At 58.7% G+C, this 2,677-nt stretch carries 3 protein-coding genes; 1 reads left to right on the top strand and 2 read right to left on the bottom strand.

What is annotated here, in order from left to right; translation table 11 throughout:
- Positions 1-126: 126 nt before the first annotated feature.
- Positions 127-1,581 carry an NAD-dependent succinate-semialdehyde dehydrogenase gene (locus E5Z01_RS19105; RefSeq protein WP_135230825.1) on the bottom strand — a complete coding sequence of 485 codons (1,455 nt, stop codon included), beginning with the start codon at positions 1,579-1,581 and terminating at the stop codon, positions 127-129.
- Between the two features lie 562 nt (positions 1,582-2,143).
- Here E5Z01_RS19105 and E5Z01_RS20280 point away from each other — a divergent pair.
- Positions 2,144-2,278 carry a hypothetical protein gene (locus tag E5Z01_RS20280; protein WP_276321263.1) on the top strand — a complete coding sequence of 45 codons (135 nt, stop codon included), beginning with the start codon at positions 2,144-2,146 and terminating at the stop codon, positions 2,276-2,278.
- On the opposite strand, the gene E5Z01_RS19100 is transcribed toward E5Z01_RS20280, so the two are convergent.
- On the bottom strand, positions 2,275-2,505 hold the full coding sequence (locus E5Z01_RS19100; protein ID WP_135230824.1) for a hypothetical protein: 231 nt from the start codon (positions 2,503-2,505) through the stop codon (positions 2,275-2,277). The two genes, E5Z01_RS20280 and E5Z01_RS19100, sit on opposite strands and share 4 nt — an antisense overlap.
- Between the last annotated feature and the right edge of the window lie 172 nt (positions 2,506-2,677).

Below are 2,677 nucleotides of genomic sequence, written 5' to 3'. Positions count from 1 at the left end.
CCCTGGATGAGGTCGAGGAGGTGTTGAGTCAGGAGTGCCAGCGCCTGATGGCCAATCCTTCAGTGGTCCGCTCGCTCACCTTCTTCCCTTGGATTCGAAATGTTCTGAACTCAATTTAGTTCCGTATCACTGCTCCAGCGCCATGCCGATGAACTTGGTTTCCAGGTACTCGTCCAGGCCCCAGTGCCCGCCCTCGCGGCCCAGACCGCTGTTCTTCATGCCGCCGAAGGGGACGTGCGGCGCGTTCCCGGTGGGCATGCCGTCGTTAATGCCCACAATTCCGTATTCCAGGGCCTCGGCGACGCGCCAGGCGCGGCTCAGGTCACGGGTGTAGGCGTAGGCGGCCAGACCGAACTCGCTGTCGTTCGCCAGACGCAGCGCTTCCTCCTCGGTGTCGAACACCACCACCGGCGCGACTGGCCCGAAGGTTTCTTCGCGCAGAATCACGCTGTCCGGCGCGACGTTCGTCAGCACGGTCGGCTGGAAATACAGGCCGCTCTGCACCTGGCCGCCCGTGGCTGCTGTGGCCCCCTTGCGCAGGGCGTCCTCCACCTGCGCCCGGATCTTGTCCAGGCCTGCCTGCTCGACCACCGGGCCGACCTGGGTGTCGTCGGCCAGCGGATCGCCCAGCTTCAGGCCCGCAGTCTTGCGGGTCAGCAGCTGCGTGAATTCCTCGGCCACGTCACGCTGCACGTACACGCGGTTGGTGCAGATGCAGGTCTGCCCGGCGTTCCGGAATTTGCTGGCGACCACCTCGCTCGCGGCTTTCTCCAGGTCGGCGTCTGCAAACACAAGGAAAGGTGCGTGCCCACCCAGTTCCAGCGAGATGCGTTTCATGGTCTTGGCGGATTGCTCGTACAGTAACTTGCCCACGGCGGTGCTGCCTGTGAAGGTCAGTTTCCTGACGCGCTGATCTTCCATGAAGGGCCGGGTGAAGGCCGGGGCGTCGTTGGTGGGCAGCACCTGAAGGGTGTCGGGCGGCCCACCGGCCTCCAGCCACAGTTCCGCCAGCATCAGGGCAGTCATGGGGGACAACTCGGCGGGTTTCAGGATCATGACGCACCCCGCCGCCAGGGCCGGGGCGGCCTTGCGGGTAATCATGCCCGCCGGGAAATTCCAGGGCGTGACCGCGTACACGATGCCGACCGGTTCGGCGGCCGAGAAACCGCGCTTGTGGTTGAAGCGCAGGGCGATGCGTTCACCGGCAATACGCCCGGCCTCCTCGGCGCACCACTCGATGAAGGACGCGGCGTAGGCCACCTCGCCGCGTGTTTCGGTAATAGGTTTGCCCATCTCCAGCGTCATGAGCCGCGCCAGTTCCTGCTGGTTCGTGAACAGCAGGTCATGCCAGCGGCGCAGGATCTTGCCGCGTTCGTAGGGGTTGACCTTGCGCCAGCTTTTCAGGGCCACCTCGGCGGCGTCGATGGCGCGGCGGGCGTCTGCGGGTGTGCAGTCGGCCACGGCGCCAATCACCTCGCCGTTGCCTGGGTGACGAACTTCAAAGGTCTTTGGGGTGGTGCGCCACTCGCCGGCAAAGTATGCCTTGGTGCGGGTGACGGGGTCATTCAGTAAGGTGGTCATGATGGTCTCCGGATTTTGAGGGATGTTTACTCGGGCTTCGTGGCCTGGTGTCTTATACAGTGTTTTCGCTCTGAATAATAAAGCAGTGTGTTGAGGCTGTCTGGGATGACGAATTTGTTAGGTAATTGATAACCGTAGTTAATAGATATACGGGAACCCCGTAACTGTCAAGCTTACTCTTTTAAAACTAAGTCTGATTAGTGCAAATCTTTCCCCCTTCAGTTGAGAGTCCTGTGGGGTGTCCTTGACCCTCAAAGGCGTTTCAAGGCCCCTTCCTGAGGCTTACAGCGCCTTATGAATTTCTATACGTGCTGGACAGTTTTTTTCATGGCATGGCCCATCTGTCCTCAGCTCACGAAAGTTTTATTGGTGGCAAGCCACGTAGAAGCTGCATATTTTCCAGCCAATATTCACCGTCGAAGTCGTCTGCAGTTCAGTCTCGTGTAAGAAATTGTAGGATGGAAAATAGAATCTTGGTCAATATATAAAATAACACAACAACTCCCTGATGGCCTCACAGAAAGTATGAGAAAACGTCCCCGATAGGGAACAATTTCTGTTTATGACGACAAAAACGATCCTCGGGGACGTGCCCCGACTCTACCAGAATGTCCGACCCTTCCTCACCCTCTCCTGGAACGATGTCCGCAATAAGGTTGATCCCTTCGAGATCTATTCGAGATCTATGCGCCGCTAGTCTTCCAAGCCCTTCGTCACTGGGGCGAGCACCGCCTGGTGCTCGCTCTGGACACCAGTATGCTCTTTGGGAAGTTCTGCCTGATTCGCTTTGCTGTCACGTTCAGGGGACGATCTCTTCCACTGCATCAGGAAGTCATCCAGCACGAGAGCGCCCAGGTTTCGACCCGACAACTTCTCCCTGTGTTCGCCCGTGTCAAAGGCATCCTCGATGCGTTGGGCATCCATGACGTTCGGCTCCTTGCTGATTGAGGTTTTTGCGACAGTGAACTCACGGCGATTAGGGGTTGATTTTTGCAGCTAGAAATGAGAGAGGGACGGATGTCTAAGCCTCGTCCCGATCTCAGTGTAATCCCCATCCGTGAAGCCCAGCCCATCCTCAGCGCCTGGATTCGCCCTC

Origin of the sequence: Deinococcus fonticola (assembly GCF_004634215.1) — a bacterium.
Classification (GTDB): Bacteria; Deinococcota; Deinococci; order Deinococcales; family Deinococcaceae; genus Deinococcus; species Deinococcus fonticola.
The sequence above is the reverse complement of the archived record's forward strand: the minus strand, read 5'-3'. Positions and strand labels throughout refer to the sequence as shown.

What these genes read in the sequence shown, in the direction of transcription:
- E5Z01_RS19100 (WP_135230824.1), bottom strand. Translation starts at nt 2,505, where the DNA reads ATGGATGCCCAACGCATCGAGGATGCCTTTGACACGGGCGAACACAGG.
- E5Z01_RS19105 (WP_135230825.1), bottom strand. Translation starts at nt 1,581, where the DNA reads ATGACCACCTTACTGAATGACCCCGTCACCCGCACCAAGGCATACTTT.
- E5Z01_RS20280 (WP_276321263.1), top strand. Translation starts at nt 2,144, where the DNA reads ATGACGACAAAAACGATCCTCGGGGACGTGCCCCGACTCTACCAGAAT.